Raw genomic sequence first — 24,919 nt, forward strand, 5'->3', positions numbered from 1 at the left:
GGATTCATGCAAGGTTCCTGCTTAGCACCAGCAAGGCGATATCATCCGGCATATCCGCAAGATTGGCCAGCCCAAGCACCTGGCGTAAACCCTCCAGGGTGCCGCCGGCCGACACCACCAGTTCGGGCAGACCGCTCTCCTTTTCCTGCAGGGTATCGCCCGGCAGCAGATCGAGAATGCCGTCGGACAACAGCGTCAGACTGAAAGACTCCGGCAACTTGAGCACGTGATCGGTGTAATCGGCCTCTTCGAACAGGCCGACCGGCAGGCCGCGGCCGCTCAGGTACTGCGCCTGGCCCTCGCTGAACAGCACCGGCAACGGCAGGTGGCCACCGATGCTGTAATGCAGTTCGCCGCTCTGCTCGTCGATTACTCCACCGAGCATGGTTACATGCTTGCCCAACTTGCAGTTGATCAAGCCACGATTGATGTGAGCGAGCACTTCCGATGGCTTGAATTCACGCAGCCGGCCGCCGCGGCGCGACTCGTATAGCAGCCGTGTGGTCATGAACTTCAGCAGCACGGTGACGAACGCTGAAGAGGCTCCGTGGCCAGAGACGTCGGCCAGGTAGAAGGCCACACGCCGCTCGTCCACCCTAAAGTAGTCGACGAAGTCCCCAGAGAGGTAGAGCGAGGGAATGATCTGGTGGGCAAACTGCAGGCCATCGACCTGCCAGGGCGTCTCCGGCAGCATGTTCATCTGCACCTGGCGCCCGGCATTCTGATCTTCCTGCAGCAGATGCAGGCTGGCTTGCAGTTCGCGATTGGCCGCCTCGAGCTTCTCGCGGTAGCGGCGATTCTCCTGGCGCAGCTGGGCTCGATCCAAGGCGCGGCGCACCGAATGCTCGAGCACCGCCAGATCTTCCAGGGGCTTGATCAGGTAGTCGGCGGCGCCAAGGCGCAGGGCCTCGACCGCGTCGGTCATCACCCCGGCACCGGACACCACGATGATCGGGGTTTCCACTTCCAGGGCATTGATTCGGCGAATCAGCTCCAGGCCGTCGACCTGGGGCATGCGCAAATCGCAGACTACCAGATCGGGTTGCTCGCGCTGGAACACTTCGAGCCCCTGAAGGCCATTGGTGGCTTGCAGGACGTTAAAGCCACTGTCTTCCAGGTAGGCGGCGAGGCTCGCGCGCACTACGTCGTCGTCATCGATAATCAGCAGCGTGGCACTGGTTTTGTGCATGGGATATCCAGGCAAACTGCGCCGGGGATGGCTGGAGGTAAACGTCAGGCCGAAGCCTGCCTGCGCATCGTCGGTTCGCGTTAAGGCGCAGACGGTACTCCCATCCTCTGCCCGATTCAAGCGTACGCAGATCATCGCAGCGCGACTTTACACCCGAAATCGGCCAAGGTTATAAGGGCGGCAGGAGAGCCCCACCATCAGAGGATAGCCCCATGAGCCAGAGTGATCGCGACTACAGCGAGAAACGTGACTACATCCGCATGCGACTGGAAGCGCCGGTCACGCTACACTGCGCCGGCCGCGAGATACCCGCCCTGTGCCTCGACCTGTCGAGCACCGGCATGCAACTGGAAGCCCAGTCGGCGCTGAGCATGGGCGACAAGGTCCGGGTACATATTGCTTCGGAGCACAATGAACTCAAGGGCCTGGATGCGCACGCCGAGGTCGTAAGGGTCAGCCAGCTGGACGGCGGTCGCCAGGCCCTGGGTCTGGCGATTATCTCGATGAACTGAAAGGTGGTTGGGCGCAGGCAAGAAAAAGGCGGCCCGATGGCCGCCTTTCTATATGGAACGGTTCGCCTGGCCTAAGCCTAGAAGTCGTCTTCGACCTGGCCGTCCTTCATCCTGAACTCGCGATTCTGCAGGTAGGCATTGCGGACGAACAGGTACTTGTCACCGCTGATCAGCTTTTCCGCCGACAGCAGGCTGGCACGGGTATCGATGACATCGACGCCACGGACCAGGTTACGCGTCGGCACATGGCTCATATACGGATAGGGCTCCAGGGAGGCGTCCGGCACCTTGCCGACGGCATCCCGTATGGTGCTTGGCCCCAGCAGGGGTAAGACGATGTAGGGACCGTTACCCAGCCCCCAGACGCCGAGGGTCTGGCCGAAATCCTCGTCGTTGCGCTGCAAGCCCATGCGAGTGGCGACATCGAAGAAGCCGAGCACGCCGAAGGTGGTGTTGAAGATCACCCGTCCGGTGTCCACGCCGGCCTCGTGAAACTTGCCCTGCAGCAGATCATTGGCCAGATTGCCGACGTCGCCGAGGTTGCCGAACACGTTGTGCACGCCTTCCTCGAGAAAATCCGGGGTAACCCTCTGGTAACCCTGGGCCAGCGGCTTGAGCGCGTAGGTGTCGACCGTGTCGTTGAACCGGAAGATCGCTCGGTTGACGCCCTCCCAGGGATCCTCTTCGGCGGCGTGCGTCACGACCGGAAGCAGCCCCAGGCCTGCACAGGCCAGGAAAAGCCCCAGGCGCTTGATCCAGCTCATTCCGAATACATGCATCGCAGTCGCTCCTTGAAGACAAAAACAGAGGCCGATCAGCAGGCGACCTCAATCACCGGCGCGCAGTATAAAGCCTGCACCCGCCTCTAGGCAGCATAGCGGACGCGCTCGATGCGCAAATTGCGTAACCCGGCAGTCATCCGAGCCAGCAGGCAGCCCTTCAAAGGACGTGGGCCGCCGACCGTCACAACAGGGTCATCGTTTCGTCACCTCTGGTCGCTAGCCTGGTGCAGCCATACTTGAGTCGACGCCATGCCCTCGCCCGCCACTCCTGCCGCCTTTTCTGCCCTGCTGTTCGGCCTGTCTGGCTGCCTGGTGGATTTTGGCGCTCGCACCGCACCGGTAGCCCTGCAGCGCCTGTACCCGCACGCCACCGACGTTCGGGGCAGCCTGGAGCAGCTGCTCGGCCGCCCGCCGCGACCCGACGAGCAGCTTGCCTTCCATCACGCCCTGCGCGAAGCGGCCCGCGAACATGCCGAATGCACGCCGGGCGCGGCCACCCTGCTGGCGCAACTGCGCCGACAGAACATCCCCTGCGCCTGGCTCGACGAGCTGCCGTCCGACGTCAGCGCGAGCCTGGCAAGCCCCTTGCCGGACTGGCTGCACGGCGCCCCGGCGCAGTCGAACCCTCGCCCCTGGCCCGCGCCAGACGCCTGCTGGCAGGCGCTGGTCGACCTGCAGGTCGACCGGCTGGAGGGCTGCGTACTCGTCAGTGGCGAGCCCCGCCTGCTCCAGGCCGGCCTCCATGCCGGCCTCTGGACCGTAGGCCTGGCCGCCTGCGGACCGCTGTGCGGTCAGGCTCCGGCCGACTGGCAGGCCCTCGCCGGCGACGAACGCGATCGACTGCGCGCCCAGGCGACCCTCGCCCTCTACCGCCTCGGTGCGCACTCGGTGATCGATCAGCTGACCGACCTGCCCGCCTGCCTGAGCGACCTCGGCGCGCGACGGCAAAAGGGCGAGAAACCCTGAGCGCAGAGCTGAACCGCACCCTCAATGAGGCATGCTGCCCGGGATCGAAACAGGGCGGGCAAAGCCACCGCGCTTGGATTACCCTGAAGGCAAGCAGGGACCTTTCGCGCACGCGCAGGGTCAATGCTTTTGCCTATTCGAAAAGGGAGAGCCCTATGCCTGCAAATCGCCTGCAGCAGCAACTGGAAGACCTGCGCAATCAACTGGCACAGGATCCCCCACTCAGCGAAGAAGAACGCGCCTCGCTGTACGTGCTGACCCAGGAAATTGAACTGCAACTGGCCCGCCAGGCGGCGGCCGCGCCCGACGCCACCCTGGTCGACGGGGTCAACCTGGCGGTGGAGCGCTTCGAGGCCAGCCACCCGACCCTGGCAGGTACCCTGCGCAACATCCTGCAGAGCCTGGCCAATATGGGGATCTGAAACGCCGGCTCGCGTGCATGAAAAACCCCAGCTGCGGCTGGGGTTCTTGCTTCTACTGCCGCACCAGGCGGCGATTGTCCGGCTCGATGGCCGCGCTGCTGCGATAGGGGTTGATATCCAGCCCGCCACGGCGCACATAGCGCGCATAGACGGTCAGCCGCTCCGGCTCGAGCAGGCCCAGCAGGTCGAGGTAGATGCGCTCGACGCATTGCTCGTGAAAGTCCGCATGCTGGCGGAAGCTCACCAGGTAGGCCAGCAGGCTGGCCGGGTCCAGCGCCGCCCCCCGGTACTGCACCACCACGCTGCCCCAGTCCGGCTGACCGGTGACCGGACAGTTGGATTTCAACAAATGGCTGTGCAGGCTCTCCTCGACTATCCGTCCCGGCTCGCAACGCAGCAGCTGCGGCTGCGGCTGGGCGTAGTTGCTGATGCTCACATCCAGCTCATCGATGCAGCGGCCCGGCAGGGTCGCCACACCCTCCGCGGCCACTTCGTCGAGGCGGCGTACGCGCACGCCCACCGGCTTGCCGGCAGCGCCCGACAGGTCGGCCTGCAGCACGGCGACCAGCTCGGCCACATCGGCGAATACGGTCTGGTTGAGCGAGTTGAGATAGAGCTTGAACGACTTCGACTCGATGATATTGGGCGAGTCCGCAGGGATGGCGAACTCACCAATCGCCACCACCGGCTTGCCGGATGGCAGTAGCCAGGACAGCTCGAAGCAGTTCCAGAGGTCCACGCCCTGATACGGCAGAGTCGCGGCCGTCAGGCCAAGCTCCGCCCACTTGGGCGCGCGGGGAATGGGAAACAGCAAGGACGGCGTGTAGGTGGCGATGTACTCGCTGGATTTGCCCAGGGGTGAATGTTCGGCGGCGGGATGCATGGCGAGAACCTGATTAAGCGTGATGCGAGGATTGTATACAGGAAGCCGCTAAAAGTTCAGCGGCGCCCGGTCTCAGGCCAGCTCGGCCACCAGCGCCGCCAGGGCCGCGGCTGGATCGGCGGCCTGGCTGATCGGCCGGCCGATCACCAGGTAATCGGAGCCGGCATCCAGGGCCTGGCGCGGGGTGAGGATACGACGCTGATCGTCCTGGGCGCTGCCGGCCGGCCGAATGCCGGGGGTGACCAGTTGCAACGACGGATGGGCCGCCTTCAAAACCCCGGCCTCCTGGGCGGAACAGACCAGTCCATCCAGGCCGGCCTGCTGGGCCAGTCCGGCCAGGCGCAGCACCTGCTCCTGGGGCTCGACATCCAGGCCGATGCCGGCCAGGTCCTCGCGCTCCATGCTGGTCAGCACGGTGACGCCGATCAGCAGCGGTGCCCGGCCACCCAGCTGCTCCAGGGTGTCGCGACAGGCCGCCATCATGCGCAGGCCGCCCGAGCAGTGCACGTTGACCATCCACACGCCCAGTTCCGCGGCGGCCTTGACCGCCATTGCCGTGGTGTTGGGGATGTCATGGAATTTCAGGTCGAGGAACACCTCGAAGCCTTTCTCGCCCAGGGCGCCGACAATCTCCGGCCCGCAGCGGGTGAACAACTCCTTGCCGACCTTGACCCGGCACTGCTTGGGATCGAGCCGATCGGCCAACGCGAGGGCGGCGTCGCGGGTCGGAAAATCCAAGGCAACGATGATCGGAGTCTGGCAGGCGGACATGGGCGGGCTCTCTGGCTAGGGAAATCGGCGCGCATTGTAGCGGAAGCCGGGACGGCTTGCCGCCCCGACGGTCCGGCGCCCCGCGCCGCCGACAAGGCCGTGAACTATGCCAGCAGGGGGCGCAAACGCAGGGCACAAGCGCTGCTGCAGTTCAGCTGTACCCGTGCCAGGCCGAGCCAGCCGGCGAGCGCGCGCAGGTTGTCGGCCAGTGCAGCCAACCCCGCCTCATCGAGAGCGGGCGCCTCCTCGTGCACGGCATGCACCGCCAGGCGCTGTTCGCCCCGCTCGGCACGCAGATCGAGTCGCGCGGCCAGGCGCTCGCCATGCAGAAACGGCAGCACATAGTAGCCATGGACGCGCTTGTGCCGCGGCGTGTAGATCTCCAAGCGGTAGCGGAAGTCGAACAGCCGTTCCGTGCGCGAGCGTTCCCAGATCAGCGAGTCGAACGGCGACAACAGGGCACTGGCCACCACCTGACGGGGAATCGTCGGCCGCCCTGCGCAATAGCCCGGCTGCGCCCATCCCTCCACCTCCAGCTGCTGCAACTCACCGGCCTCGACCAATTCGGCCAGGCGCAGGCGACTGTCGCGCGGGCTCATCCGAAAGTAGTCGCGCAGGTCTTTTTCGGTGGCGACGCCCAGGGCTCGCGCCGCCTGCAGCAGCAGTCGACGCAGGGCCTCGGGCTCTGGAATGGTGGGCTGGGCCAGCACTTCGGCCGGCAGCACGCGCTCCGGCAGGTCATACAGGCGCTCGAAGCCACGACGCCCGGCGACCGTCACCTCGCCGGCGGCGAACAGCCACTCCAGCGCGTGTTTCTCCGCGCTCCAGCCCCACCAGGCACTGCTGCGCGGTTGCCCCGCGTTCAGGCTGCCGGCCCCCAGGGCGCCGCGCTCGCGCACGGCCTGCAGAACCTGGCGGATCAGCGGCCGTTGCTCTCGACCGAACTGGGCGAGCGATTTGTAGATCCCCTCCCCGTTGCGCGCCCGCTGCATCCGCCATTGCAGCAGCGGGTAGCATGTCAGCGGCAGCAGGGAAGCCTCGTGCCCCCAGTATTCGAACAGCCGACGGTGGCGAGTCGCGCCCCAGGCGGCCCGCTCCAGCAAGGCACAATCGTAGGGACCGAGCCGCGAGAACAGCGGCAGGTAGTGAGAACGAACCAGCGCATTCACCGAGTCGATCTGCAGGGCGCCGAGCCGTTCGATCAGCCTTAGCAGGCGGCCCGCACCGACCGCGGCGCATGGTCCCGAGCCGAACCCCTGGGCCCTTAGGGCCAGGCGGCGGGCAGCAGCCAGAGAGAGGGAAGCATTCATGAGCGACTAGGCCAGCGCCGACCTCGAGCACCGGCTTGCCCTAGAGGTGCAGATCGACTTCATGCATCACCCGGGCCCGCCCGCCGGCCAGCAGCCGCTCGATACTCTGCCCGGCCAACTGCAGATCGACGGTGATCACGCTGGGCGACGGCGGGTGCATGAGATAGCCCTGCTCGATCAACAGGCGCACGCCGGACACGCCCATCTGTTCGTGGAGGAAACACGCCAGGGGGCCGGCGGCCATGCCGGTGGCGGCTTCCTCGACGATGCCGTAATAGGGCGCGAACATCCGCGCGCCGGCGGCGCGCTGTGGCTCATGGGTGTCTGTGGAGAAGGCATAGAAGCCGATCAGATCCAGTCGTTCGCTCAGTTTGGCCAGGGCCTGCTGATCGGGCTGCAAGGCCGCCACTCGCGCCGCGCTGACCAACGGCACGAGGACGAACGCTCCGCCAGTACTGACCCGCATCGGCCAATACCCGGCCAGCAGCTGCCCCGGATCGATGCCCAGGGCCGCCATCAGCGCCTCGATCAACTGCGGATCATCATCCAGCCGGCGGTACTCCGGCCGGCGCTGTTCCATGAAGACCATATCGCCCTTGATCAGGATGTTGCGATTGCCGTCGATGGTCTCTTTACTGGTCCAGCCCTCGCTTACCTGACCCAACTGACGCAACAAGGCGAAACTGGCCACGGTCGCATGGCCACAGTGAGCGATCTGCCGAGTCGGCGTGAAGAACTCAAGCTTGAAGGCCGCGCTGTCCGACCGGGAAACGAAAGCCGTTTCCGAATGCCCGACCTGGGCGGCAATCGCCTGTTTCTGCACAGTGCTCAGGCCATCGGCCTGCAGCACCACGCCAGCGGGATTGCCGCCGCGGCCATCAGCGACAAAGGCATTGACCAGCCTGACCTTCACCTGCATGTAAACGACCTCGCGCACGACTCTCCGGGCTGTCCGCCAAAGGGTCGTCCCAGAACGGGCGCTCGCTCTCCTCCAAGACATCCGCTCGACTGAGGCCCAGATCCTTCAGCGCTTCATCATTCAGCGTAGCCAATCGGCGGCGCTGCTCCGCTAGCTGATGCCAACGCTTGATATGGCCCCACGCCTTGCCGATCAAGGCGCGCGGATTCATGCCCTGTGCCGGGCTCCGATGTGCGATTGCAAAACCTTTCTGACCTTTCATCTCATCGCCCTCCTGTGGGGTTGGCGACAGTCTCACGCTGGGCTTATGATCAATCCAACGAATGTTTCTTATGCCTTGCATCTCGGAGATTGATCAATGGCCAACTACCCGAGCATCGACAGCGAACTGCTGCGAACCTTCGTCGCCATTGCCGACCACGGAGGCTTCACCCGTGCCGCCGAGTCGGTCAATCGCACCCAGTCGGCGGTGAGCATGCAGATGAAGCGCCTGGAGGAAGATGTGCTGCAGCGCCCTCTGTTCCAGCGCGATGGCCGCCAAGTCAGCCTGACTGCCGAGGGTCAGGTACTGCTCGGCTACGCACGGCGCATCCTCAAGCTGCACGGCGAGGTCATGACCACCCTGCGCGAGCCCCATATGGTTGGCGCGGTGCGCATCGGCACGCCGGACGACTACCTGATGCGCTTCATGCCGGGCATTCTCTCGCGCTTCGCCCAGGCCTACCCGCTGGTGCAGGTGGAGCTGCATTGCGAGCCCTCGTTCAACCTGCTGCAGCGCCAGGACCTGGACCTGACCATCGTCACCCGCGAGCCGGGCAACGAGATCGGCCAGCTGCTGCGCCAGGAACGCATCGTCTGGGCCGAGGCCCAGGGCTTCAGCCCCCATGAACAGGAGCCGCTGCCCCTGGCGATGTTCAACTCCCAGTGCTTCTGCCGCTCCTGGGCCTGCAATGCGCTGGATGCCATGGAGCGCGAGTACCGCATCGCCTACACCAGCCCCAGCCTGTCGGCGATCATGGCCGTGGTCAGCGCCGGCCTGGCGGTCACGGCGCAGCTGCAGAGCCTGGTCACCCCGGACCAGCGCATCATCGGCGAGGCCGAAGGGCTGCCAGCCATGCCGTCGGCCAGCATCGTGCTGCTGCGCAACAGCCACACCCAGTCACCGGTGACCGAAACCCTGGCCGAGCACATTGTCGAAGGCTTCAGACTTTAAGCCCCAGCAGCACGGCGCAGAGCAGCAGGAAACCGGCGAACAGCGCACGCAACAGGCGCTCGGGCAGGGCATGGGCCGCCCGCACACCCCAGCTGATGCTGAGCAGACCGCCGATCGCCAGCGGCGTGGCCAGCGCCCAGTCGACATGCTCATGCCAGGCATAGGTTGCCAGCGTTACCCCGGTGCTGGGCAACGCCAATGCCAGCGACAGGCCTTGGGCCACCACCTGGGTGGTGCCGAACACGGCGGTCAGCACCGGCGTGGCCAGCACCGCACCACCGATCGCGAATAGCCCGCCGAGCAATCCCGCGCCACTGCCGAGCACTGCCAGCCAGGGCCAGGGATAGCGCAACCCGCTGCTGACGGGCGTCGAGCGCCAGTAGAGGCGCGAGAGGTTGTACAGCACCAGCACCAGCAGGAAGCCAACGAAGGCCAGGCGCATGCGCTCGGCATCCAGGGTTACCGCCCACCCGGAACCGAGCAACGCCCAGACCAGGCTGCTGAGCGCCAGGGTCAGGGCGTGCCGCCAATTGATGCGATTACGCTGGTGGTAGCGCCACAGGGCCAGCACCACGTTCGGCACCACCATGACCAGTGCGGTGCCCTGGGCCAGTTGCTGGTCCAGACCGAAGACCACGCCCAGCACAGGAATCGCCACCAGGCCGCCGCCGATGCCGAACAAGCCGCCCAGTGCACCGAGGAACATGCCGAGAACAAGATTGAGGGCGAAGTCGATCGGAATCATGGCGGGCTCCACTGCGGTGACGACGATGCTAGCCCGCGGCGCCTAGCCAGGAAACGCATAGCTGCGCACAATGGCTATGCGTTATCCGCACAAGCGAGCCTCGATGAACCCTGACAGCCTTACCGATCAACTCGGCCTGTTTCTCGATGTACTGGAAGCCGGCAGCTTCTCGGCAGCCGCCCGTCGCCACTCGCTGACCCCCTCGGCTGTGGCCCGTCGCATCGACGCCCTGGAGCGCTCACTGGACAGCAAACTGGTCAGCCGCAGCACCCACGCGGTGCGACCCACGGCATCCGGTCTGGCCTTCGCCGAGCGGGCCAGGCGTATTGTGGCTGAGCTGCATCTGGCCCGCGCCGAGGCCGTGTCCCTGAGCGCCGCCCCGGAAGGACTGATTCGCATCGACGCCCCCGCGCCTTTCGGGCGTCGCCACCTGGCACCGGCGATCGCCGAGTTTCTGGTCGCTTACCCGGGGCTGGACGTGCAATTGCGGTTGATCGACAGTTTCGTCGACTTGCAGGGCGCCCATCTCGGTGAGGTGGACCTGGTCCTGCGGATCGGTCCGCTGGCCGATACCCGACTGGTCGCCACCCCCTTATCGCCCTTGATTCGAGTCGCCTGCGCCAGCCCGCAATACCTCGCGCAACAGGGCATGCCGCGCTCGCCCAGCGAGCTGCTCGGGCACCACGGCCTCGACTGGGAAGGGCTTGCGCCGCCCTATGCCTGGCGCTTCGAGGAGCGCGGCAAACTGCATCTCTATCGCCCCGCACGCCGACGCCTGACGGCCAACAATGCCGAAACCCTGCTGGCCGGCGCCCTGGCCGGACTCGGTCTCGCCCACCTGCCAACCTGGCTGATCAGCGAGTACCTGCTGCGCGGCGAACTGGTCGCGCTGTTCTGCGAGAACGGCCTGCCGCCCGCCGAGCCAAGCAGCATCTACGCACTGCGCCTGGAACGTGAAGCGAGCCCGCGCACCCGTCTGCTGCTCAACTTCCTCAAGCAGCGCTTCGGCTTTCCACCGCCCTGGGATCAGGCGCTACACGCGCACCTGCCGCAGCGACTGTAACGCGACAAACGCCAGGCAAAAAAAACCCGACGCCAAGGTCGGGTTTTTTTCAACGCTTCACGCCTGCACTCAGGCTTGCGGCGCCTGGGTACGGCCCTTGTAGGAGCCGTCACGGGTATCGATCTCGATCCAGTCGTCGATGTCGACGAACTCGGCGACCTTGATCTCGGTGCCGTTGCGCAGCTTGGCAGGCTTCATCACCTTGCCGGAGGTGTCGCCGCGGGCGGCGTTCTCGGTGTAGACAACCTGACGGACGATGGTGGTCGGCAGGTCGACGGAGATCACCTTGCCTTCGAAGAACACGGCTTCGCAGACGTCGGTCATGCCTTCTTCGATGAACGGCAGTACGCTTTCCAGGTCCTCGGCACGCAGCTCGTAGGAGTTGTACTCCGGATCCATGAATACGTAATCCTCGCCGCTCACGTAGGAAAGGTTCACTTCCTTACGCTCCAGGATCACCGGCTCCATCTTGTCGTCGGCCTTGTAAACGGTCTCGGTCTTGGAGCCGTTCAGCAGGTTCTTCAGCTTCATCTTGACGATGGCGCTGTTGCGGCCGGACTTGGTGAACTCGGCCTTCTGGATCAGCCACGGCTGGCCGTCGATCAGGGCCACGCTGTTAGGCTTCATTTCTTGTGCGGTTTTCATACGAATATCCGGTTTGGATGGGGATACAGATTTCTAGGCCGCGTATGATAGCCAATTTCGGTAAAACTGTACCAGCGCTGCGGCAAGATCGATCCGCGCGCCCTGCTCCCGACGCCAGTTATCGGCCTGTTCGGCCAGCGCTGCCCAGTGCGGCAAGAGCGCCTGCCAGCTTTCGCCTACCCCTTCTCCGGCGTTCCAGCTCCGCCACAATCGCTTCACGGCCCCCGCGGCCTCGGCTGACAGACCCTGGGTGTATAGCGCCAGAAATGCCTCCAGCTTGTCCCAGTGCGCGCCTTGCTCCTGCTGGTAGATGTGCCAGAGCAGCGGGCGCCCGGCCCACTGGGCCCGTAGGAAGGAGTCCTCGCCCCGCACCGCATTGAAGTCACAACACCAGAGCAGACGGTCGTACTGCGCCTGTTCGATGAACGGCAGCACCTGAATCTGCAACTGGCCACGCTGGCGTACATCGCCTGCGACCAGCCGCTCCATCCCGAGCCAGGTCTGCAAATCGCCAAGAATGCGCCCCTCTGGCACCAGCAGATGACTGGGGCTGCCGTCCGCCGCCAAGGCCTCCAGCCAACCTGCCAGCCCTGCGTTTTCATAGGCGAACAGGGAGATCAGACGCGCGCCGGGAGATTGCCTCACGCCGAGCCCTGCCAAAAAATCCGCACGGGCAGCGGCATCGGCCTGAAATGCCTGGCATTCGTTCAACAGCTCGCGCTCGCGTAGCAAGCCGCCGCTGCCGGCCGTGAACCCCGGAAAGAAAAAGAACTTCTGCAGCCCGTTCGACTGTAGGGAAGGCAGGCCGTGACAGCCCTCGACCCAGTCCTCGGCGCTCAGGTACTCCAGATTGAGCCACAGCACCTTGGTCGGCCGCACCGCCATCGCCGCCACATAGGCTGCCGGCAGATCGCAGCCGAACGCCTCGATGACCACATCGCCCGGCTCGCTAGACCGCCAGTCGCCGGTCCACAGACGCAGCTCAACGCCTTCCCTGACCTGTCGCACGGCCTCGGCATCCGCCCCGGGGCAGATCTGTGCGAACGCGGCCATTTCATCGACCCACAGGCGCACCGCCTGGCCGTGCTCGGCGACCAGCTGCCTGGCCAGGCGCCAGGTCACGCCAATATCGCCGTAGTTATCGACGACCCTGCAGAATATGTCCCACTTCACGCTTGGATTCCCAGAATAAGGTGCGCCAGTTTAGCGCCTCGAAGGGCTCGGGCGGCAGTCGGCAGACTGGCAGAGCGCGGGAGGCAGTCTCCGGCGCGGCCAATATGCACTGCCCGGACAACGCGAAATAGACAGAACGCCCTTACCCAATTCGCGTGCTTGAGCGCCAGTCCGCGCCGAAAGCCATCGTGCGCCCCGCCACGCTGGGATATATCAGCAAGCGAAGGTCGAAAATGCCCACACGGCGTTGGCCAGGGTCGACGTCCTGGGGATAGAATTCTGCCCCCTCTCGCGCGCCATCCCAAGGCCGCGCCGCCGGACGCAGCCATCGGGCCGCCACTGAACACCCAATGCCTAGAATCAACCAAGAGATCAATCCTCCCCCTCATTCCAAGGAGAGCTCATGAATCCCGCGTTCTGGGGTGGCACCTTTCTCGCTGTGCTGTCCACCTACCTGCTCTGGCATGCGCTCAAATCGTTTCTGCGATTCGAGGCGAGCAAGCGCTGGCCGGCCGTAACCGGTCGCATAATCAGCTCGGAAGTCGTGGCTTTTAGCGCTGACAGCGAACGCCACGACTATCTGCTCCATTATGAATACCAGGTCGGCGGCGTGCGCTATCAGGGCAATCGGGCGACGCTCTACCCGATCCTGCAACAGGAAGAGGCGGAAAAGCTCGCCCAGCGCTTCACGCCAGGCCTGAAAGTCGCGGTGCACTACGACCCGACCACTCCCGCCGAGGCCACGCTGATCACCGGCGGCAAGCCGGGCACACGCTACGGGGAGCTCATCCTGGCCGGGGTCAGCCTGCTGGTCGGCGTCGCGATGGCGGCCTATGGGTTAAGGGCATGAACTTGGCGCCCGACTAACCAGGCGCCAGAAAGCAAAAAGCCCCGAAAACTTGTCAGTTTTCAGGGCTTTGGTAATGCGAAAGTGGCGGTGAAGAAGAGATTCGAACTCTTGATACGGTTTCCCGTATACACACTTTCCAGGCGTGCTCCTTCAACCACTCGGACACTTCACCGGATCTCGATGGACATTGCCGTCTGTCGAGGTGCGCTAATTTAGCCGAACACTTCGCCAAAGGCAAAAGTTTTTTTCAAAAGATTCATGCGCTTATGCCAAACGCCAGGGACTGGCCTGCTTCACGCAAGGCACCGAGCGCGACAGGCGCTGACAGTCCGACAAACACTCCGGCGGCTTCAGCGGCCGCGAACGCGGACTGAGCAAATAACCGACCATTGCCCGCCATCCCAACTCGGCCTGGACGCCGGCAGCCGATGCTGATCGCCGGCGGAACAACGCACCGAGACTGACCAGCCAGTCAGCCGCCGCGCTTTACCTGAACGATGGGGGTGAGTAACGTCTGCTCCACCTCAGCACAAGGAACCCCGCGATGAGCGACCTGATCAGCTACCAATTCGAAGATGGCATTGCCACCCTGACCCTGAACAATGGCAAGGTGAACGCCATTTCACCGGACGTGATCGCCGCCTTCAATGCCGCCCTGGATCGCGCCGAGCAGGACAAGGCCATCGTGGTCATCACCGGCCAGCCCGGCATCCTGTCGGGTGGCTATGACCTGAAAGTGATGACCTCCGGGCCACAGAACGCCATCGCACTGGTTGCCGCGGGCTCGACCCTGGCGCGACGCATGCTGGCCCACCCTTTCCCGATCATCGTCGCCTGTCCAGGCCATGCCGTAGCCAAGGGCGCCTTTATCCTGCTCTCGGCCGACTACCGCATCGGCGTCGAGGGTCCGTTCAACATCGGACTGAACGAAGTGCAGATCGGCATGACCATGCACCACGTGGGCATCGAACTGGCCCGCGATCGCCTGCGCAAATCGGCGTTCCACCGTTCGGTGATCAACGGCGAGATGTTCGATCCGCTGGGCGCCGTCGATGCCGGCTTCCTCGATAAGCTGGTGCCAGCCGAGCAACTGATGGCCACCGCCCTGGCGACCGCGCAGCAACTGAAGAAGATCAACATGACCGCGCACCGCAACACCAAACTGAAAGTGCGCAAGGCGCTGCTGGAAACCCTCGATCGGGCCATCGAGCAGGATCGCCAGCAGTTGCTCTAAGCGTCAGCGCAAGACACCAAAGGCCCGGCGCGACTCAGCCGGGCGACTTATACCGCATCGCTTCCAGGCAGACGCATCTGCGTCAGCGCAAAAGCCTGCTGGCGCTCCGGGAAGCCGGCGAATCTCATCCCCGGCTCCATATCTGCGCGGCCCTCTTCCTCCAGCCCTGACGGCGCAACCGGGCGCGGACCACGTCGAACTTCGACTTCCCGCCGGAGATCCGAGGCGACCTACACCCGCAACGCCATCGAGTTGACGAACATGATTCCGTGCAAGATCACCAAGAACCGAGGGCTCGTACGCGAGTGAACAAGCGCCGCGAAAACTCATCTACTTGGCGCTGCGTCGTACCAGCAAGAAATGGAAGATTTCTTCGGGGAGACCGAAAAGACAGCAAAGAAAGCACTTCGCTCGCGGCCAAGCCGGCTGCTCGCAGAGGGTGATGTGTTCTTTTGCCCAGAGTTATCTTCAAGCCGGTCGAAGCTTGACCTTGCCGCCGTGTCAGGGCTGACACTATGGCGAAGCCATTGAGTGTCGGGGATGCACAAACTGCCTCTTTCTAGAGAGATGCGCCTCAGCAACCATGTGGTTTGTGGGTTGGTGACTTGCTAGAAGGCGGACTTTCTAGCGTTTCCGTAACCGTCCATTCCCCATAAAGAAACCCGACGATCTGCCGACTTGCTTGTACCGGGCCTCCAGCAGTCTTTGGCGGACCCGCACCCAATAAGGAAAAATTGCCTATGAAAATTGCCCACAAGGTTGGCCTCGCGGCCGCGGCCGTGCTGTTTATCACCACCAGCCTGCTGTCGCTGGTGCAGATCAGCCAGGTCCGCAGCAGCCTGAACGAGCAGACCGAGTCCAGCATCAAAGAGGCCAGCGGCGCCTTGGCCCGTCAGATCGAGAACTGGTTGAACGGCAAACTGCAGCTGATCGACATGATGGCGCAGAGTATCGACAGCCAGTTCAGCGCGGAGCAGATCCAGCGCGTGTTCGACCAGCCGATTCTCAAGCAGCAGTTCCTGCTGATCTTCGGCGGACTCGACACCGATGGTGAGCGCATCACCAACGATCCAAGCTGGAACCCACCGGGCTGGGATGCCCGGCAGCGGCCCTGGTATCCGGTGGCCAAATCGGCCAATCAGGCGATGCTGACCGAGCCCTACCCGGATGCAGGAAGCGGCGAGATTCTGATCTCCGCCGTGGCCAAGCTCCGCGACCAAGGCCAGTTCAAGGGCGCCTTCGGCGGCGACATCAGCCTGAAGACCATCTCCGACACCATCAACACCCTGAACTTCAACGGCGCCGGCTATGCGTTCCTGCTGGCCCGCAACGGCAACATCATTTCGCACCCGAACACCGAGCTGAATGGCAAGCCGATCGGCGAACTGTTCGACGGCCAAACACCCGCCCTCAAGCAGGATCTGAGCGCCATCCGCGGCGACGGCGAGAACCTGCTGGTGTCCTTCACCCCCCTGAGCAACCTCACGGGCATGGACTGGTACATCGGCGTGGTGCTCGACGAAAGCAAGGTACTGGCCGAAGCCAACGCGCTCAGCTGGCGCGCCGCCACCGGCACCCTGATCGGCGTGGCGCTGAGCCTGCTGCTGCTGGGCGCGCTGATGGCCCACCTGCTGCGTCCGTTGAGCCAGTTGCAGAATTCGCTGCGCGATATCAACAGTGGCGATGGCGACCTGACCCGCCGCCTGCCGGCCGAGGGCGACGATGAAATCGCCTCGGTCGAACGCGAGTTCAATGGCTTCCTGCAGAACCTGCAGGGCCTGATCGGCGATGTGATGGGCAGTTCGCGGCAGGTTCGCGAAAGCACCTCGCTGACCTCGATCGAGGCCGACCAGGCCTCCGGCCGCCTGCAGGAGCAGTTGCAGGAGCTGGACCAGCTGGCCACCGCCATGCAGGAAATGGCCTCCACCGCCGAGGAAGTCGCGCGCAACGCCCAGGCCGCGGCTCAGGCGGCAGTTGCCGCCAACGACGAAACCGAGAACGGCGTGGCCGTCGTTTCGCAGTCCACGGCAGCGATCAAGCGCCTGGCCGATGAGATGAACGACACCAGCCAGTCGATCAACGAGCTGGCCAAGCTCAGCCACAACATCGAATCGATTCTGTCGGTCATCACCAGCATCGCCGACCAAACCAACCTGCTCGCCCTCAACGCCGCCATCGAGGCCGCCCGAGCCGGCGAGTCCGGGCGTGGCTTCGCCGTGGTGGCCGACGAGGTGCGCTCGCTCGCCTCGCGCACCCAACAGTCCACCCAGGAAATCCGTCAGATGATCGATCAGCTGCAATCCGGGGTGAAGCAGGCCGAGGCGCGTATGCAGCAGAGCCGCGACACCGCCAGCCAGACGGCCGAGGAGGCCAGCGCCGCCAACCTGATGCTGGGGCGCATCCGCGAGGCGATTACCCGGATCAACGACATGAACCTGCAGATCGCCACGGCCGCCGAGGAGCAGAGCGCCACCACCGAGGAAATCAACCGCAACACCACCAACATCCGCGATATCAGCCATGAGGTGGCCAACGGCGCCGAGCAGCAGGTGCGCCAGTGCGCGGTGATGGTCGATCAGGTTGGCCAGCAGGATCGTCTGCTCGGTCGTTTCAAGGTCTGAGCCGGCAACCCGCCTGAGCGCGGCGAATCGAACGAGCGCGTCGCTCGATTCGCCGCATCTTCGACAAATAGCGAGCACTTTCGGGCGCCACCGATCAGCAGCAATTGCTGACCACTGAAGCGCCCCCTACACTGCGCGCCCTTTCTCCTGTCGGGCATTCCCAATGCTGTTCCTTCTGCGCATGCTGGCGATGGCCGTGCACTTCGTCCTGGCCGGTATGCTGGGCCTGCTGCTGGGCCTGTGCCGGCCCTTCCATCCCGATAACAGTCGTATCTGCGCCCGCCTCTATTCACTGCCAGGGCAGTGGCTGCTCGGGCTGAAGGTGCAGACCGATGTCGCCCCTCTGCTGGCGCGCAAACCCGCCTGCGTGATAGTCGCCAACCACCAGTCCAACTACGACCTCTATGTGCTGGGGTGCGTGGTGCCGCACCGCACCGTCAGCATCGGCAAGAGCAGCCTGAAATGGCTGCCGTTCTTCGGTCAGCTTTACTGGCTGGCCGGCAATGTGCTGCTCGACCGCAGCAGCGCCCTGCGCGCCAAGCAGGCGATGCTGCGCACCACCAGGACGCTGCAGGAGCGCGATACCTCGATCTGGGTGTTTGCCGAGGGCACGCGCAACGGCGGCGGGGAGATGCTGCCGTTCAAGAAGGGCGCCTTTCAGATGGCCATCGCCGCCGGCGTGCCCATCATCCCGGTGTGCGCCAGCAACTATGTCCGGCAGATGCGTCTGAACCGCTGGCGCAGTGGCAAGATCCTGATCCGCTCGCTGCCGGCCATCCCCACCGCCGGCCTGAGCCTGGACGATCTGCCGCGGCTGATGGACGAGTGCCACCGGCAGATGCAGCAGTGCATTCGCGCCATGGACCTGGAACTCGCCGAGGCCTGAGGCCCGCACACTGGATCGCGCCGTCATCCCGGCTAGCTCGTAAAAGACCTGCAGCGGTCGAGGAAGCCAGGTCAACTCGTCTGGGTCAGACGCAGGGTCCGGCCCCCGGGAGCCGACCAAGCAGCAAAGCGCGCGCAGTCTGCAGCGCCTTGGCTTCCCTTTATCGATGCTTTTTCTGCGCGCGCACTTTCGCGACATGGTGATCCACGTCAACCGCCTGCTGGAAAACCGCAGCGCCCAGCGCGCGATGTCCAGCCACACCATCGCGCTCGGCCTGCTGCTGGAGTCCTCGCGGCAAGGCATCACCCGGCGCAAGTTCGCCGCCTGGGCCGCGATCCCCGCCTTCTCCACGGCGGTCGCGGGCATCTACGGCATGAACTTCGCGCACATGCCGGAGCTGTCCTGGCAGTACGGCTATTTTGGCGTGCTGGGCTTTATCGGCGCGGGCTGCCTCGGGCTCTACGCCCAGCTTCAAGCGCTCCGGCTGGCTCTAGACAAGCCCACCATGCAAAAGCCCGGCAGGGGCGCCGGGCTTTTGCTGAGCCTGCGCTAGCTGTGATCTCTCAGTAGGTTGTTCATCCGGGGCATTCCCGGAATTCTGGAAGTGCGACCAACCTAGCCTTCCAGGAGCCCCGGATGAACCTGCATAAACATGCCCGTCTTACCCCTCGCGGTCGAGCCCTTTTGGTTCGGCGCATCCAGCACGGCTTGCGGGTCGAGGAAGCCGCCCAGGCGGCCGGTGTGAGCGTGCGAACCGCCTACAAATGGTTGCGGCGCTTTCGCGAGGAAGGCGAGGCCGGGTTGATGGATCGTTCATCACGTCCGCAACACTGCCCGCATGCCACACCCGACACCGTGGTCGAGCGCCTGATCGAGCATCGACGCAGCCGCAAGACCTACCGCCAAATCGCCGGAGAAGTGGGCGTGGCCGTCAGCACCGTGGCTCGCCGCCTGCGGCGGGCCGGCTTTCATCGACTGGCTGAGCTGGAACCGGCGCCACCGGTGGTGCGCTACGAGTACCCGACACCCGGAGATCTGCTGCATCTGGATATCAAAAAGCTGGGCCGTTTTTGGCGACCCGGCCATCGGGTCACCGGCGACCGCCAGCAGAACTCCGACGGCGCGGGCTGGGAATTCGTCCACGTGGCCATCGACGATGCCAGCCGCATCGCCTTCAGCAGTTTGCATCCCGACGAGCGTGGTCGCAGTGCTTGCCAAGCCCTGCTCCAGGCGCTGCGCTACTACCGCGGCCTGGGCATTCGATTCACCCGCATCATGACCGACAACGGCAGTTGATATCGCTCTCGCAGGTTTCGGCGCCTGTTCAGGCGATTGGGGCTGCGCCATCTGCGCACCAGGCCTTACACGCCACGCACCAACGGCAAGGCCGAGCGCTTCATCCAGACCAGTCTGCGCGAGTGGGCTTATGCCCGTAGCTATGAAAGTTCGGCACAGCGAGCACAGCACCTGATGCCCTGGCTACATCACTACAACTGGCACCGACAACACGCCAGCCTCGGCTACCAACCACCAATCAGTCGCGCTCCGCGTTCACTGAACAACGTACTGGGTTTACACAGCTAGAGGTCCAAACCCGATCGCCCATGGGCGACGAAGCGCATCATCCATTCGGCCACCGTATGGCCCTGGTGATCGTGCTGCAGGCTGTCCACCCCAAGGCGATAGGCCTGCTCGCCGATGTGCTGCTGGCGAATTTCCAGCAGCTCCTTGGAGTAGTCGTGGACGAACTCCGGATGGCCCTGGAAGCACAGCACCTGGTCGCCGATGCAATAGGCGGCAATCGGGCAGAAGTCGCTGGAGGCCAGCAGCGTGGCGTTCTCCGGCAGCTTGGTGACCTGGTCCTGGTGGCTGATCAGCAGGGTCAGCTCCTCCAGTGTCGGGGTCATCCAGGCCGGCTGATGGGCCAGCCGATAACGGTGGATGCCCACGCCCCAGCCCTGCTCGGCACGCTCGGCCTTGCCGCCGAGCAGCAGCGCCAGCAGCTGGTGGCCGAAACACACGCCCAGCAGCTTGTCGCCCTTGGCGTAGCGGTCCAGCAGATAGGTCTTGAGGGTCTCGATCCAGGGATCGGTGCCGAAGGAGTCGGCCTTGCTGCCGGTGACCAGGTACGCATCGAAGTGCTCGCTGTCCGGCGGGTAGTGGCCTTCCATCACGTTGTAGACGCTGAACTCGGCGGCGATCGGTTGTTGCGCGAAGAGCCGCTCGAACATCCGGCCGTAGCCTTGGTATTGATCGATCAGCTCGGGGCGAAGAACGTCTGTTTCCAGAATGCAGATGTGCAGCGGCATGGGACGGGTACCTGAAACGCGAAGGTGATTGCTACAGGGTTAAAGCGTGCCTGGGGACAAATCGCAAGGCAAGCGAACGATACCAGCAGAATAGAAAAGCCCGGCGTAAATAGCCGGGCCAGATCCAATCAAAGTACTGTCTGAGGTCAGTCGGCCAGACCGCCTACACTGCCTTCCCCGGAATCGGCGCTGCCACCGGCACCATCACCAGCGGCCTCGCCGCCGCTGGATCCATCATCACCTGCTTCGCTGCCTTCCGTCTCACCGTCGTGCTTGCTGCTGTTGGCCAGGGCGTTCTGCAGACCTAACGCGGCCGCCAAGGCAGCCGGCGTACTGGCGACCACCGACATTGCCTTGGCCAGGCCGATGGTCTCCTTGGATTTAGCCGCCTCGGAGGTTGCCGCCCCATGACCGGCACCGGAACTGGCGCCTTTACCCTTGCCGTTAGAGCTGCCCTCGGCATGGCCACCACGACCTAACCCGTGGCCGTGGCCGTGCCCATTGCCGTTGCCTGCACCGCCATCGCTGCCGCCATTGCCACCACCGTGACCACCCCCACCCCCACCCCCGCCACCGCCATTGCCACCGCCACCGCCACCGCCACCGCCACCGCCCTTAGCGTAGGCGGTGTCGACCAGCAGGTTCATCTGTGGCACAGCCAGGGACGACAACATCAGGGCACAGAACGACAACGTAAGCAGTGCTTTGCCTTTACGCATGACAACTCTCCACAATCCGAAAACACTGCCCAGGATCAGGACAGGTCGCTTGCTGGAGTCTAGCGCCCAAACTTCAGAGCTGGACTCCGGTCGCACGCGCTATTCGTCAGAAATGTGAAGGCCCGGACAATTGCCCGGGATCGCCTGACGGCCGGTGTGGCCGCCTCGCCCCTGCGCCGCACAACCGGCTTGGTTCAGAACGGCTGCTGGCTGGCCGCCTTTTCCAACAGCAGGGCCGGCGGCAGGAAGCGCTCGCCATACTGGTCGGCCAGGTACTGGGCGCGGGCGACGAAGTCCTGGATGCCGTACTGGTTGATGAACTGCAGCGCGCCGCCGGTCCAGGCGGCGAAGCCGATGCCGAAGATCGAGCCGATATTGGCGTCGGCCACCGACTGCAACACCCCCTCCTCCACACAGCGCACGGTCTCGATGGCCTGGATAAACAGCAGCCGGTCGCGCACGTCCGCCGACGGTATCTGCGCGTCCGCCTTCTCGAATCTGGTTTTCAGCTCGGGCCACAGGTGCTTCTTGCCGCCTTCCGGATAGTCGTAGAAGCCGCCACCGGCGGCCTTGCCCGGACGCTGATACTCGCCCAGCATCCGCTCGACCACTGCGTACGCCGGATGGACTGGAGCCTCTTTGCCCTCCTCGGCCAGGTCCTTGAGGGTCTGCTGGCGAATGTGCTGGATCAGACTCAGGGACACCTCGTCGCTGATCGCCAGCGGCCCCGTCGGCATGCCGGCCTTGCGCGCCTCGTTCTCGATCAGCGCCGCCGACACGCCCTCGCCAAGCATGGCCAGGCCTTCGTTGGTGAAGGTACCGAACACCCTGGAGGTGAAGAAGCCGCGGCTGTCGTTGACCACAATCGGTGTCTTGTTGATCTGCATGACGTAGTCGAAGGCCCGGGCCAGGGTTTCTTCGCTGGTGCGCTCGCCACAGATGATTTCCACCAGCGGCATCTTGTCCACCGGGCTGAAGAAATGCAGGCCGATAAACCTGTCCTGCCTGTCCACCGCCGTGGCCAGGCCGGTGATCGGCAGGGTCGAGGTGTTGGAGGCGATCACCGCGTCACCGAGCGCCGCGCGTTCGGCCGCCGCGGTGACGTTGGCCTTGAGGTCGCGATCCTCGAAGACCGCCTCGATGATCAGGTCGCAGCCCTCGAAGTCGCCGTCCCTGTCGCTGCTCTTGATCCGCGCCAGGATGGCGTCACGCTTCGTCAGACTCATCTGCCCACGGCTGACCTTCTTTTCCAGCAAAGTGGCCGAATAGCCCTTGCCCTTCTCCGCCGCCTCCAGGGAAACATCCTTGAGCACCACCTCGATACCGGCGGCGGCCGATACGTAGGCGATGCCGGCGCCCATCATGCCGGCGCCGATCACGCCGACCTTCTTCGTCGCGTACGGTGCAATGCCTTGGGGCCGGGAGTCGCCGGCGTTGATCTGGTTGAGCTGGAACCAGAGGGTGCCAATCATGTTCTTCGCCACCTGGCCGGTGGTCAGTTCGGTGAAATAGCGCGCCTCGATCAGCTGCGCCGTGTCGAAGTCCACCTGGGCGCCCTCCACCGCGGCGCAGAGGATCTTCTCCGGCGCGGGGAAGCAACCCCTGGTCTTGGCCCGCAGCACCGAGGGGGCGATGGCGAGCATCTGCGCCACATTAGGACTGGACGGCGTGCCACCGGGCATCCGGTAGTTCTTATCGTCCCAGGGTTGGCCTGCCGTGGGGTTGGCCAGAATCCAGGCGCGGGCCTTGGCCAGCAGGTCGTCCCGATCCGAGGCGAGCTGGTCGATCAGCCCGGCGCTCAATGCCGCCTGCGGACGCAGCTTCTTGCCTTCGAGCAGGTAGGGCAAGGCCTTCTCCAGGCCCAGCAGGCGCACCATGCGCACCACCCCACCGCCACCGGGCAGCAGGCCCAGGGTCACTTCCGGCAGACCGAGCTGCACGCTGCCGCTGTCCAGGGCGATGCGCTGGTGGCAGGCCAGGCATATTTCCCAACCGCCGCCCAAGGCGGCGCCGTTGATCGCGGCGACTACCGGCTTACCGAGGGTCTCGAGACGGCGCAGCTGGCCCTTGATGCTGAGAGTCATCTGGTAGAAGGCCGGGGCGTCCGCCTTGCCGACCTTGATCAGCTCGCCCAGGTCGCCGCCGGCGAAGAAGGTCTTCTTCGCCGAAGTGAGGATCACCCCGGCGATGTCTTCGCGTTCGGCTTCCAGGCGCTCGACGATTGCGGCCATGGCCTCGCGGTACGTCGCATTCATGGTGTTGGCGCTCTGGCCCGGCAGGTCCATGGTCAGGACCACGATATTGTCCGGGCCCTTCTCGTAACGAATGGCGTCAGTCATCTTGTTTCCCCGCCTCAGACTCGTTCAATGATGGTGGCGATACCCATGCCGCCGCCGACGCACAGGGTCGCCAGGCCATAGCGCAGCCGGCGTCTCTCCAGTTCGTCGAGCAGGGTGCCGAGAATGGCGCAACCGGTGGCGCCCAGCGGGTGGCCCATGGCGATGGAGCCGCCGTTGACGTTGACCTTGTCTTCGCTCACGCCCATGTCCTTCATGAATTTCAGCACCACCGAGGCGAAGGCCTCGTTGACCTCGAACAGGTCGATGTCGTCCACCGACAGGCCGGCCTTGGCCAGTGCCTTGCGCGTGGCCGGCGCCGGGCCGGTGAGCATGATGGTCGGGTCGGTGCCGGTCACGGCAGTGGCGACGATCCGCGCCCGGGGCTTGAGGCCCAGTTCCTGGCCCTTGGCGGCAGAGCCGATAAGCATCAGCGCGGCGCCATCGACGATGCCCGAGCTGTTGCCGGGCGTGTGCACATGGTCGATACGTTCGAGCTGGCTGTAGACACTCAGGGCCGTGCTGTCGAAACCCATCTGGCCGATCATCTCGAAACTGGGCTTGAGTTTGCCCAGCCCCTCGAGGGTACTGTCGCCACGGATGAACTCGTCATGGTCGAGGAGCACGATGCCGTTCTGATCCGTCACCGCAACCAGGGACTTGGCGAACGAGCCGTCGCCACTGGCGCGTGCAGCCTTTTGCTGCGAGCGCAGGGCGAAGGCATCGACATCGCGGCGGCTGAAGCCCTCCAGGGTGGCGATCAGATCGGCGCCGATGCCCTGGGGGGTGAAATGGGTGTGCAGATTGGTTTCCGGGTCCATCACCCAGGCACCGCCATCGCCGCCCATGGGCACCCGCGACATGGACTCCACGCCGCCGACCACCACCAGGTCCTCGAAGCCCGAGCGCACCTTCATCGCGCCGATGTTCACCGCCTCCAGTCCAGATGCGCAGAAGCGGTTGAGTTGCACACCACTGACGCTCACGTCCCAGTCCGCGACCATGGCTGCCGTCTTGGCAATATCGGCACCCTGTTCACCGATCGGGGTCACGCAGCCAAGGACGACATCGTCGACCTGGCTGGTATCCAGATTGTTACGGCTCTGCAGTGCGTTGAGCAGACCGGCAACCAGCGTGACCGGCTTGACGCTGTACAGGGCGCCGTCCTTCTTGCCCTTGCCGCGGGGCGTGCGCAGCGCATCGAAAATGAATGCTTCGGTCATGGCGTCCTCGAACCCCGCTGAGAGGTGTGAATAGAGTCAGCACGGCTATTACCTCAGGCGTGCCCGTGGTTCATCTGCTTAACCATACCTCCGGGCTCGCCAGGCTCAATGACCGAAGCGCTCAGGGTCATTGACCGCTCCGTTCAGA

The 24,919-nt window shown here is 64.5% G+C and carries 22 protein-coding genes, 1 tRNA gene and 4 pseudogenes; 12 read left to right on the forward strand and 15 right to left on the reverse strand.

The genetic code is table 11. The features are described 5' to 3' along the window. Window positions 1–4: 4 nt before the first annotated feature. On the reverse strand, window positions 5–1,189 hold the full coding sequence (gene rssB, locus KDW96_RS02675) for a two-component system response regulator RssB (RefSeq protein WP_255838866.1): 1,185 nt from the start codon (window positions 1,187–1,189) through the stop codon (window positions 5–7). 212 nt (window positions 1,190–1,401) lie between these two features. Between rssB and KDW96_RS02680 the strand changes: the two genes are divergently transcribed. Further along, window positions 1,402–1,701, forward strand: a complete 300-nt coding sequence (locus KDW96_RS02680) for a PilZ domain-containing protein (protein ID WP_255838867.1) — start codon at window positions 1,402–1,404, stop codon at window positions 1,699–1,701. A 77-nt stretch (window positions 1,702–1,778) separates the two neighbouring features. Here KDW96_RS02680 and KDW96_RS02685 read toward each other — a convergent pair whose 3' ends face one another. Then, window positions 1,779–2,480 carry an MlaA family lipoprotein gene (locus KDW96_RS02685; RefSeq protein ID WP_255838868.1) on the reverse strand — a complete coding sequence of 234 codons (702 nt, stop codon included), beginning with the start codon at window positions 2,478–2,480 and terminating at the stop codon, window positions 1,779–1,781. Window positions 2,481–2,732: 252 nt separating this feature from the next. Here KDW96_RS02685 and pcrP point away from each other — a divergent pair, with 252 nt between their 5' ends. Next, window positions 2,733–3,449 carry an HAD superfamily inactivated hydrolase PcrP gene (pcrP, locus tag KDW96_RS02690; protein ID WP_255838869.1) on the forward strand — a complete coding sequence of 239 codons (717 nt, stop codon included), beginning with the start codon at window positions 2,733–2,735 and terminating at the stop codon, window positions 3,447–3,449. 155 nt (window positions 3,450–3,604) lie between these two features. Beyond that, a complete protein-coding gene (locus KDW96_RS02695) occupies window positions 3,605–3,871 on the forward strand; it encodes a DUF4404 family protein (RefSeq protein ID WP_255838870.1) in 267 nt (88 codons plus the stop codon). Between the two features lie 52 nt (window positions 3,872–3,923). Here KDW96_RS02695 and queF read toward each other — a convergent pair whose 3' ends face one another. The 5 genes and pseudogenes from queF to KDW96_RS22130 form a co-directional block, all read right to left on the reverse strand. Then, complete coding sequence (gene queF, locus KDW96_RS02700) at window positions 3,924–4,754, reverse strand: NADPH-dependent 7-cyano-7-deazaguanine reductase QueF (protein WP_255838871.1); 831 nt, start codon at window positions 4,752–4,754, stop codon at window positions 3,924–3,926. Window positions 4,755–4,826: 72 nt separating this feature from the next. After that, window positions 4,827–5,525 (reverse strand): orotidine-5'-phosphate decarboxylase, encoded by a 699-nt coding sequence (pyrF, locus tag KDW96_RS02705; protein ID WP_255838872.1) that lies wholly within the window; start codon window positions 5,523–5,525, stop codon window positions 4,827–4,829. Between the two features lie 104 nt (window positions 5,526–5,629). After that, window positions 5,630–6,835 (reverse strand): winged helix-turn-helix domain-containing protein, encoded by a 1,206-nt coding sequence (locus KDW96_RS02710; protein WP_255838874.1) that lies wholly within the window; start codon window positions 6,833–6,835, stop codon window positions 5,630–5,632. Window positions 6,836–6,875: 40 nt separating this feature from the next. Beyond that, window positions 6,876–7,772: a PhzF family phenazine biosynthesis protein gene (locus KDW96_RS02715; RefSeq protein WP_255838875.1), complete on the reverse strand. Its 897-nt coding sequence runs from the start codon at window positions 7,770–7,772 to the stop codon at window positions 6,876–6,878. 19 nt (window positions 7,773–7,791) lie between these two features. After that, window positions 7,792–7,965: pseudogene (locus KDW96_RS22130) on the reverse strand (DUF1127 domain-containing protein); the annotation flags it as partial. Between the two features lie 147 nt (window positions 7,966–8,112). Between KDW96_RS22130 and KDW96_RS02725 the strand changes: the two are divergent. Then, the gene (locus KDW96_RS02725) at window positions 8,113–8,967 is read left to right on the forward strand and encodes a LysR family transcriptional regulator (RefSeq protein WP_255838878.1); all 855 of its coding nucleotides are present in this window, start codon (window positions 8,113–8,115) and stop codon (window positions 8,965–8,967) included. Here KDW96_RS02725 and KDW96_RS02730 read toward each other — a convergent pair. Then, complete coding sequence (locus KDW96_RS02730; RefSeq protein ID WP_255838879.1) at window positions 8,957–9,712, reverse strand: sulfite exporter TauE/SafE family protein; 756 nt, start codon at window positions 9,710–9,712, stop codon at window positions 8,957–8,959. The genes KDW96_RS02725 and KDW96_RS02730 overlap by 11 nt on opposite strands. A 103-nt stretch (window positions 9,713–9,815) precedes the next feature. Between KDW96_RS02730 and KDW96_RS02735 the strand changes: the two genes are divergently transcribed. Further along, the gene (locus KDW96_RS02735) at window positions 9,816–10,775 is read left to right on the forward strand and encodes a LysR family transcriptional regulator (RefSeq protein ID WP_255838880.1); all 960 of its coding nucleotides are present in this window, start codon (window positions 9,816–9,818) and stop codon (window positions 10,773–10,775) included. A gap of 69 nt (window positions 10,776–10,844) precedes the next feature. On the opposite strand, the gene efp is transcribed toward KDW96_RS02735, so the two are convergent. Together efp and earP are read right to left on the reverse strand one after the other, a co-directional pair. Further along, on the reverse strand, window positions 10,845–11,420 hold the full coding sequence (gene efp, locus KDW96_RS02740) for an elongation factor P (RefSeq protein ID WP_255838881.1): 576 nt from the start codon (window positions 11,418–11,420) through the stop codon (window positions 10,845–10,847). Between the two features lie 33 nt (window positions 11,421–11,453). After that, entirely contained in the window at window positions 11,454–12,593 is a 1,140-nt protein-coding gene (earP, locus tag KDW96_RS02745; protein ID WP_255838882.1) for an elongation factor P maturation arginine rhamnosyltransferase EarP, read from the reverse strand. 403 nt (window positions 12,594–12,996) lie between these two features. On the opposite strand from earP, the gene KDW96_RS02750 reads away from it, so the two are divergent. After that, entirely contained in the window at window positions 12,997–13,443 is a 447-nt protein-coding gene (locus tag KDW96_RS02750; RefSeq protein ID WP_255838883.1) for a DUF3592 domain-containing protein, read from the forward strand. 82 nt (window positions 13,444–13,525) lie between these two features. Here KDW96_RS02750 and KDW96_RS02755 read toward each other — a convergent pair. After that, a tRNA-Ser gene (locus KDW96_RS02755) sits at window positions 13,526–13,615 on the reverse strand. 372 nt (window positions 13,616–13,987) lie between these two features. On the opposite strand from KDW96_RS02755, the gene KDW96_RS02760 reads away from it, so the two are divergent. The 6 genes and pseudogenes from KDW96_RS02760 to KDW96_RS02780 all read left to right on the forward strand — a co-directional run bounded on the left by KDW96_RS02760 (window position 13,988) and on the right by KDW96_RS02780 (window position 19,768). Continuing rightward, window positions 13,988–14,677 (forward strand): crotonase/enoyl-CoA hydratase family protein, encoded by a 690-nt coding sequence (locus KDW96_RS02760; RefSeq protein WP_255838884.1) that lies wholly within the window; start codon window positions 13,988–13,990, stop codon window positions 14,675–14,677. Between the two features lie 740 nt (window positions 14,678–15,417). Then, window positions 15,418–16,392, forward strand: a pseudogene (locus tag KDW96_RS22135) (cache domain-containing protein); the annotation flags it as partial. A 201-nt stretch (window positions 16,393–16,593) separates the two neighbouring features. Further along, window positions 16,594–17,298 carry a methyl-accepting chemotaxis protein gene (locus tag KDW96_RS22140; protein WP_370295494.1) on the forward strand — a complete coding sequence of 235 codons (705 nt, stop codon included), beginning with the start codon at window positions 16,594–16,596 and terminating at the stop codon, window positions 17,296–17,298. Between the two features lie 163 nt (window positions 17,299–17,461). Beyond that, window positions 17,462–18,184 carry a lysophospholipid acyltransferase family protein gene (locus KDW96_RS02770; RefSeq protein ID WP_255838886.1) on the forward strand — a complete coding sequence of 241 codons (723 nt, stop codon included), beginning with the start codon at window positions 17,462–17,464 and terminating at the stop codon, window positions 18,182–18,184. Between the two features lie 130 nt (window positions 18,185–18,314). Then, a pseudogene (locus KDW96_RS02775) lies at window positions 18,315–18,678 on the forward strand (CorA family divalent cation transporter); the annotation flags it as partial. A 142-nt stretch (window positions 18,679–18,820) separates the two neighbouring features. Then, window positions 18,821–19,768, forward strand: a pseudogene (locus tag KDW96_RS02780) (IS481 family transposase). Here KDW96_RS02780 and KDW96_RS02785 read toward each other — a convergent pair. The 4 genes from KDW96_RS02785 to KDW96_RS02800 all read right to left on the reverse strand — a co-directional run bounded on the left by KDW96_RS02785 (window position 19,765) and on the right by KDW96_RS02800 (window position 24,771). Then, entirely contained in the window at window positions 19,765–20,493 is a 729-nt protein-coding gene (locus KDW96_RS02785; protein ID WP_255838887.1) for an amidotransferase, read from the reverse strand. The pseudogene KDW96_RS02780 and the gene KDW96_RS02785 sit on opposite strands and share 4 nt — an antisense overlap. A 146-nt stretch (window positions 20,494–20,639) precedes the next feature. After that, window positions 20,640–21,212 carry a hypothetical protein gene (locus KDW96_RS02790; protein ID WP_255840625.1) on the reverse strand — a complete coding sequence of 191 codons (573 nt, stop codon included), beginning with the start codon at window positions 21,210–21,212 and terminating at the stop codon, window positions 20,640–20,642. 194 nt (window positions 21,213–21,406) lie between these two features. Then, window positions 21,407–23,551, reverse strand: coding sequence for a 3-hydroxyacyl-CoA dehydrogenase NAD-binding domain-containing protein (locus tag KDW96_RS02795; protein ID WP_255838888.1), 2,145 nt, complete (start codon window positions 23,549–23,551; stop codon window positions 21,407–21,409). Between the two features lie 14 nt (window positions 23,552–23,565). Continuing rightward, window positions 23,566–24,771: an acetyl-CoA C-acetyltransferase gene (locus KDW96_RS02800; RefSeq protein ID WP_255838889.1), complete on the reverse strand. Its 1,206-nt coding sequence runs from the start codon at window positions 24,769–24,771 to the stop codon at window positions 23,566–23,568. Between the last annotated feature and the right edge of the window lie 148 nt (window positions 24,772–24,919).

This window comes from Pseudomonas benzenivorans (assembly GCF_024397895.1).
GTDB lineage: Bacteria > Pseudomonadota > Gammaproteobacteria > Pseudomonadales > Pseudomonadaceae > Aquipseudomonas > Aquipseudomonas benzenivorans_A.

What these genes read in the sequence shown, in the direction of transcription:
- KDW96_RS02725 (WP_255838878.1), top strand. Translation starts at nt 8,113, where the DNA reads ATGGCCAACTACCCGAGCATCGACAGCGAACTGCTGCGAACCTTCGTC.
- KDW96_RS02750 (WP_255838883.1), top strand. Translation starts at nt 12,997, where the DNA reads ATGAATCCCGCGTTCTGGGGTGGCACCTTTCTCGCTGTGCTGTCCACC.
- pyrF (WP_255838872.1), bottom strand. Translation starts at nt 5,525, where the DNA reads ATGTCCGCCTGCCAGACTCCGATCATCGTTGCCTTGGATTTTCCGACC.
- KDW96_RS02795 (WP_255838888.1), bottom strand. Translation starts at nt 23,551, where the DNA reads ATGACTGACGCCATTCGTTACGAGAAGGGCCCGGACAATATCGTGGTC.
- queF (WP_255838871.1), bottom strand. Translation starts at nt 4,754, where the DNA reads ATGCATCCCGCCGCCGAACATTCACCCCTGGGCAAATCCAGCGAGTAC.
- KDW96_RS02785 (WP_255838887.1), bottom strand. Translation starts at nt 20,493, where the DNA reads ATGCCGCTGCACATCTGCATTCTGGAAACAGACGTTCTTCGCCCCGAG.
- KDW96_RS02760 (WP_255838884.1), top strand. Translation starts at nt 13,988, where the DNA reads ATGAGCGACCTGATCAGCTACCAATTCGAAGATGGCATTGCCACCCTG.
- pcrP (WP_255838869.1), top strand. Translation starts at nt 2,733, where the DNA reads ATGCCCTCGCCCGCCACTCCTGCCGCCTTTTCTGCCCTGCTGTTCGGC.
- KDW96_RS02695 (WP_255838870.1), top strand. Translation starts at nt 3,605, where the DNA reads ATGCCTGCAAATCGCCTGCAGCAGCAACTGGAAGACCTGCGCAATCAA.
- KDW96_RS02790 (WP_255840625.1), bottom strand. Translation starts at nt 21,212, where the DNA reads ATGCGTAAAGGCAAAGCACTGCTTACGTTGTCGTTCTGTGCCCTGATG.
- KDW96_RS02685 (WP_255838868.1), bottom strand. Translation starts at nt 2,480, where the DNA reads ATGCATGTATTCGGAATGAGCTGGATCAAGCGCCTGGGGCTTTTCCTG.
- KDW96_RS22140 (WP_370295494.1), top strand. Translation starts at nt 16,594, where the DNA reads ATGGCCTCCACCGCCGAGGAAGTCGCGCGCAACGCCCAGGCCGCGGCT.
- KDW96_RS02770 (WP_255838886.1), top strand. Translation starts at nt 17,462, where the DNA reads ATGCTGTTCCTTCTGCGCATGCTGGCGATGGCCGTGCACTTCGTCCTG.
- KDW96_RS02735 (WP_255838880.1), top strand. Translation starts at nt 9,816, where the DNA reads ATGAACCCTGACAGCCTTACCGATCAACTCGGCCTGTTTCTCGATGTA.
- efp (WP_255838881.1), bottom strand. Translation starts at nt 11,420, where the DNA reads ATGAAAACCGCACAAGAAATGAAGCCTAACAGCGTGGCCCTGATCGAC.
- KDW96_RS02680 (WP_255838867.1), top strand. Translation starts at nt 1,402, where the DNA reads ATGAGCCAGAGTGATCGCGACTACAGCGAGAAACGTGACTACATCCGC.
- rssB (WP_255838866.1), bottom strand. Translation starts at nt 1,189, where the DNA reads ATGCACAAAACCAGTGCCACGCTGCTGATTATCGATGACGACGACGTA.
- KDW96_RS02730 (WP_255838879.1), bottom strand. Translation starts at nt 9,712, where the DNA reads ATGATTCCGATCGACTTCGCCCTCAATCTTGTTCTCGGCATGTTCCTC.
- KDW96_RS02800 (WP_255838889.1), bottom strand. Translation starts at nt 24,771, where the DNA reads ATGACCGAAGCATTCATTTTCGATGCGCTGCGCACGCCCCGCGGCAAG.
- KDW96_RS02710 (WP_255838874.1), bottom strand. Translation starts at nt 6,835, where the DNA reads ATGAATGCTTCCCTCTCTCTGGCTGCTGCCCGCCGCCTGGCCCTAAGG.